Below are 6,000 nucleotides of genomic sequence, written 5' to 3' on the forward strand. Positions count from 1 at the left end.
TGGTTTGTGATCAATAAAAGGATCAAACAATAGGAGGACGGTAAGGTTTATAAACCACAGTCACTGCTTTCGGTGTGGGTGATTTATCGATCAGTGCGAGGCTATGCGGGAGCAAGATGACATCATCTTGCAAAAGGTTAGTTGGAATTTTCACGATACAGGAAGAACTGCAACTGGTATGTGCTTGCTGCCCTTTTTCCATCAAGTGATCACTATGGTGCGACTCGATGCAATCCTTATTATCTACACCCATTTTTTGATGAAGTTCAGCGACAGGGTCTTTGTTTGAACTCACTTCAATTGGTGCCGTTGCTGCACGCACACTCGACACGACACCCGTTAGCAACATGGCTAATAGACAAAGCATTGTCGTCAGGAATGTACGGTTAAAACTCGGCATACAACTTCTTCAAAATATGGTGAATCTTCATCATACAGAATCCTTCTTTTCATACAAGCCAATCACTTAGTAGCACGTTCACAAACCAGAGGATTCTGACACTCGATACGGACTGCAATGCCGATAACACTTGAAATCCTTATGAAACCTGAGTAATAGTTAGATCAGTTTTTGTACAAACAAGGAAAGATTAATGCTTAAAAAGAGATTCTTTAAAACAAAAGACGAAGTCGAAGTCACGTTCGAGCTAGACAAAAACCAGTGGGAGTCGATTCAAATTGCAGGCGACTTTAACAACTGGCAACCAGAACCAATGAAGCTCGTGAAGAAAAGTGGACAGTTTAAATTTAAAACACGCTTGCCGAAAGAACAGAATATTCAGTTCCGTTACCTATTTAACGAAGCTGAGTGGGAAAACGACCCACAAGCGGATGCCTACGTACCAAATGGTTTTGGCAGTGATAACAGCGTCGTGTGCACTCAAGAGCAACCAGCTTAATCACACAGACAGAAAAGATAGGCGTACTCAGTGCGCCTTTTTATCGCCAATTTTTCATCGAGTTACCATTAATTGTTACCATACAACAACAGTGTTTTACCTAAAGCGATATATATCAACAAAAGCCATTTCCTTAATATACCCACATCGCAGCGAGATAGATGTTCTTAACTAAAAGCTGCTCTCATACAAAAGCAACTCTCAAACAAAGAGATGAAGGAAACAAAAGATGAAAAAACTGATTGTAATTACAGGTGCAAGTTCTGGTATCGGTGAAGCAATTGCCCGTCGTCTAAGCGATGAAGGTCACCCACTTCTTCTTCTTGCTCGTCGTGTAGAACGTTTGGAAGCCCTAAACCTGCCAAACACGCTATGTGAGAAAGTAGACGTAACAGACAAGTCTTCATTTGAAGCTGCGATTGCGAAAGCGGAAGAGAAATTTGGTCCAGCTGATGCACTAGTAAACAACGCAGGTGTGATGCTACTTGGTCAAATTGACACACAAGATGCATCAGAATGGAAACGCATGTTCGACGTGAACGTACTTGGTCTGCTAAACGGCATGCAGTCTGTGCTTGCACCAATGAAATCACGTAACAGCGGTACTATCATCAACATCAGCTCAATCGCAGGCAAGAAAACGTTCCCTGATCACGCAGCTTACTGTGGTACTAAATTTGCGGTTCACGCGATTTCTGAAAACGTTCGTGAAGAAGTCGCAGCATCGAATGTTCGTGTAACAACAATTGCCCCTGGTGCGGTAGAAACCGAACTGCTTTCTCACACAACATCGCAAGAAATCAAAGATGGTTACGGCGCATGGAAAGAGGACATGGGCGGCGTTCTTGCTGCTGATGACATCGCACGTGCAGTTGTATTTGCTTACCAGCAGCCACAAAACGTTTGCATCCGTGAAATTGCATTAGCACCAACTAAGCAACAGCCTTAATCTATACGATTTTAAGACGACAAAATTCAAAAAGCGGCTTCAAAGCCGCTTTTTCTCTTTATGTAATCAACGCTCTTCATGTAATCAGCAATCTTCGGTAAATGAGGCGACCGTAACGCTACCGCCGGAGACAGCATCTTTGTAATAAACGTAGCATTTCTTGTGCCACACGTTATCTTTCGTAAAGCCAATAAACGCTTCCCTACCCGCGGCATCACTGCCTTTGTATGTAACGTAAACTTGCTCAGCATCGATATTAAAGCTCCGCAAAACATTATCTCGGTGTGCAGTGGGATACCCATTACAGGTATAAATGTCATCGATATAGGTATAACACTGGTTTTCAAGGCCTTGAGTCAGGGCCTTAGAGAACACAATATCCGAGCCTGTTTTCATCACCGCTTCGATTTCTTTTAATTTTGCCACGCGTCCATCACTAAAAAAACCTAAAATTCGAGGTGCAGAAGTGACAGACACGAGGGCCAATACAACGACAACAATAACCAGCTCTAACAAAGTAAACCCTTTGCTTCTCCTCATAATCTATCTCTCTACAAATCCAAGCAAGCCACCAAAGTAATGAAGAAAATTATTTCATAACCACACAGTCGCCACGTAAGCGTTTGTAAGAGGTCGTGCACTTCGTAGACAAAAAAGCCGAGCAGTTGCTTGCTCGGCTCAATCGGCTAACGCTGAAGAAGAAACCTTCTTTACTTCCTCGGCTTAATCGTTCGATAAGCCACATCAGTTAGGTAGTCATTTAGGCGATGTGATGCCGTGACCGCTTCCTCGGCATCAGTATGGCTGACAGCGCGTAAAACGGCAGCATGAAGAGAAGATGCTTCAACCAAATCTGAGTCTTGGTTTTTAAATGCAAACCAAAAGCGACGGGATAAACCTTGTAGTGGTGCCATCGCTAACTGTAGATATTCATTACATGCAGCTTTGACGAGCAAGGTATGGATTTCTTTAAGTAAAGACGCGTAAAGCAGGTCATCTTTGTTTTCTGCACAAGCTTCTAACTGCTCAGCCAACATTAACATCTGCTGCTTCTCTTCAACACTTGCTCGCGAGGCAGCGTAGTTGACACATAAGGCTTCAATGTCGCGACGGACTTCTAGGATCTTTAGTTGGCTCTCGACAGAGATTGCTGGGATTTGAATTCCACGTCGCGGGTGGATCTCAACCATACATTCATAAGCCAATCTTTGTAACGCTTCTCGAACTGGCGTTCGCCCAAGCTCTAACTCTTCTGCCAACTGCTTTTCACTGACCATACTCCCTGGTTCTAATTCGCGGAAGATGATCATTTTTTCAAGTTTGCTGTATGCAACTTCTGTCTTATTGACTGAATTTACGGTCATTCTCGTTCCTATTCCATTGATCAATCTTTTAGTGAGCAATCTCACGATAAGAAGTTTTGCCATTGTACCAAAAAAAGAAATACGAATATATTAAAAACATACAACTGATATATCAGATGAACATCAGTCATCTATTAGTGAGGTAAGAATGAAATCTTGGAACATTATCCGTCGTTATGAACACACTCCTGACCTACCTGTTTTGGCTGAAGTAGAAGTGCTAGTCATTGGCGGAGGTCCTGCTGGTGTTGCCGCAGCTGAAACGGCTGGTCGTCTAGGTAAGAACACTTGGCTAATTGAGAAATACGGTTTTTGTGGTGGTGCTGCCGTCGCGGGCTTATCTGGCACTATTTGTGGTATGTACATGGCATCGGACGATGAAAATGCACAGCCAGAACAAGTAGTATTCGGTTTTACAGAACGTTTTCGTCAAGCATTAGAAAACAAAGGTGGTGTCACTGCTCCACAGCGTTACGGTAAAACGTACACAGTGACGCACGATCCTTTGATGTGGCGTGAAGTTGCTGATGATTTCCTAGAGCAAGCAAATGTCAAAACTCTATTCCATACGTCAGTCACTGGCGTGATCATGGAAGGTGACACATTTAAAGGCGTGATCATCGAATCAAACGCAGGGCAAAGTATCATCTTAAGTAAACAGATCATCGATGCTTCTGGTGATGCTGCTGTGGTAGCTCGTGCGGGCATGGATTATTACTTTGGCGACAATGGTCGTATCCAAAACCCAACCATGTTCTTCCGTTTTGGCGGTGTCGATATGGACACTTATCTTGACTACTACGGCAACGACACGATCTGCCCTCCAAAAGTCACCGAAAATATTCTTGCAGCCAACGAAAGCGGCGAATACCAGTTGCCACGTCATAAGATTTGGATTTTCCCGACCACACGCGCGAATGAGCTGATGGTTAATGCGACACGCCTTGCAGGTCAAGATGGACGCATGCTGAACGTCATTGATCCTGAAGATTTCACAGAAGCCGAAGTGTTCGGTCGTCGCCAAGTTCGTGAGTACGCCCGTTTCTTGAATAACTTTGTTCCAGGTTGTGAACAGGCATTCGTTGTCGACACCGGTGTAGAAGTCGGCATTCGTCAAACGCGCTCTATTGTTGGTATCGAAACGCTAACTAATGAAGACGTTGTTAACTGTCGCAAGCGTGAAGACGGTATTTGCCGTACCCCTTGGCCTATTGAATTGCACTCCGGCGATAAACCAAAACTGCACTGGCTAATTAACGATTACTACGACATCCCATTCCATACGCTAGTGCCAGTGGTTGGTGAAAACATCATTGTTGCTGGTCGATGCTTGAGCGCTGAACACGAAGCGCTTGCTTCTGCTCGCGTCACCGCGCAATGCTTTGAGCTTGGTCATGCAGCTGGCGTTGCTGCTGCACAAGCGATTGATACAAATACGGCGATTCGTGACTTAAATGTCGCGGAGATTCGCGCCACCATGATTAAAAATGGCTCACGCCTGTAAGGACTGAAAAATGACCGATCTAAAAATTGAACGTGTAGAACTTTACGCTGTAGCAGACCGCGATGCAGCACCTGTACCATGGGCAGATAACCAAGAACCTTTGTTATACACCAATAACATCGTCCGTCTAATTTGTAACGATGGTACAGAGGGGTTAGGCGCAACAATCAGCTACACAGAGAACGATTTTGACCGCTGCATTATCGAATCTCAACGCACCATAGTTCCAGGTTTACTGGGTAAAAATCCATTGGCAACTCAAGAGCTCTACAACTGGTTAATGGCGCGTTGTACTTGGGGTGGTCTGCCGGCTAAAGCGCCAATTGATATTGCAGCATGGGACATCAAAGGCAAAAAAGCGGGCATGCCTCTTTACATGCTTTTAGGTGGCGCTCGAAACAAAATGTTGTCTTACGCATCGACGCCAATGTTCGACACCGTAGAAGAGTACTTCCCGTACCTAGACGACTGTATTGCACACGGCTTTAAAGCAATCAAGCTTCACTGCTACTGCGTGTACGAAAAGGACGTTGCCCTTGTTGACGCAGTTCAGGCTCGTTACGGCAAAACAGGCATTCGATTCATGCTTGATACGGCAACCTTCTACACGCCAGAACAAGCAATGGCAATGGCCAAACGCCTAGAGCGCTACCACTGGGAATGGTTAGAAGCACCGGTTTCTGATTACGACTACAACACTTATAAACGCCTAGTTAAAAACACTGACCTTGAGATTTCTAGTCATGGTAACTGCTTGTTAACACTGCAAGAAGTGACCTATGCATTATCACAAGAGATGTGGTCTGACATTCGCCAAGACGCGACGGTTTGCGGTGGTATTACACCTCTAAACAAATGCTTCCACATTGCAGAGGGCTTCTCTAAGAACCTAGAGATCCAATCAATGGGTTACACGCTAACGCAAGCCGCAAACCTGCACGTCGCTCTTGCGCATAACAACTGTAAATTCTTTGAACAATTCTACCCTTACGAAGACTTTGAGCTAGCGTCGAAAACCGTTATCCGCACCGACAAAGAAGGTTATGTCCGTGCTCCTAAAGGCAATGGCTTAGGTGTTGAAATGGATTGGGACAAAGTGAAAGAAATGTCTGTGGCATCGTACGTTTTCGAATAAACCGCATGCTTCACGACATAAACAATTAATACAGAGACAGCAAAAGACTGACATCCCTCTACCCCTACACTGTCTGCCTTTCTAATTACTCGTATGGGAACGGGAGAAAGGCAGACACCCTGAGTGTCAGTGACAATAAACAAGGCCGT

Annotated in this window: 7 protein-coding genes; 4 read left to right on the forward strand and 3 right to left on the reverse strand. The window is 44.6% G+C overall.

Annotation, left to right across the window (positions count from 1 at the left end):
* Positions 1-22: 22 nt before the first annotated feature.
* On the reverse strand, positions 23-400 hold the full coding sequence (locus QMY49_RS26320) for a hypothetical protein (RefSeq protein ID WP_005453511.1): 378 nt from the start codon (positions 398-400) through the stop codon (positions 23-25).
* Between the two features lie 193 nt (positions 401-593).
* Here QMY49_RS26320 and QMY49_RS26325 point away from each other — a divergent pair, with 193 nt between their 5' ends.
* The gene (locus QMY49_RS26325) at positions 594-899 is read left to right on the forward strand and encodes an isoamylase early set domain-containing protein (protein WP_009696260.1); all 306 of its coding nucleotides are present in this window, start codon (positions 594-596) and stop codon (positions 897-899) included.
* Between the two features lie 229 nt (positions 900-1,128).
* Positions 1,129-1,848 (forward strand): SDR family oxidoreductase, encoded by a 720-nt coding sequence (locus tag QMY49_RS26330; protein ID WP_005453507.1) that lies wholly within the window; start codon positions 1,129-1,131, stop codon positions 1,846-1,848.
* Positions 1,849-1,932: 84 nt separating this feature from the next.
* On the opposite strand, the gene QMY49_RS26335 is transcribed toward QMY49_RS26330, so the two are convergent.
* Together QMY49_RS26335 and QMY49_RS26340 are read right to left on the reverse strand one after the other, a co-directional pair.
* Positions 1,933-2,388: a prepilin-type N-terminal cleavage/methylation domain-containing protein gene (locus tag QMY49_RS26335; protein ID WP_283315476.1), complete on the reverse strand. Its 456-nt coding sequence runs from the start codon at positions 2,386-2,388 to the stop codon at positions 1,933-1,935.
* Between the two features lie 170 nt (positions 2,389-2,558).
* The gene (locus tag QMY49_RS26340) at positions 2,559-3,212 is read right to left on the reverse strand and encodes a GntR family transcriptional regulator (RefSeq protein ID WP_005453503.1); all 654 of its coding nucleotides are present in this window, start codon (positions 3,210-3,212) and stop codon (positions 2,559-2,561) included.
* Positions 3,213-3,360: 148 nt separating this feature from the next.
* On the opposite strand from QMY49_RS26340, the gene QMY49_RS26345 reads away from it, so the two are divergent.
* Positions 3,361-4,716, forward strand: coding sequence for an FAD-dependent oxidoreductase (locus QMY49_RS26345; RefSeq protein ID WP_009696263.1), 1,356 nt, complete (start codon positions 3,361-3,363; stop codon positions 4,714-4,716).
* A gap of 10 nt (positions 4,717-4,726) precedes the next feature.
* Entirely contained in the window at positions 4,727-5,851 is a 1,125-nt protein-coding gene (locus QMY49_RS26350) for a mandelate racemase/muconate lactonizing enzyme family protein (protein WP_239210776.1), read from the forward strand.
* Positions 5,852-6,000 lie beyond the last annotated feature (149 nt).

The sequence above is a fragment of the Vibrio harveyi genome, from assembly GCF_030060435.1.
In the GTDB taxonomy this organism is placed as follows: Bacteria; Pseudomonadota; Gammaproteobacteria; order Enterobacterales; family Vibrionaceae; genus Vibrio; species Vibrio harveyi.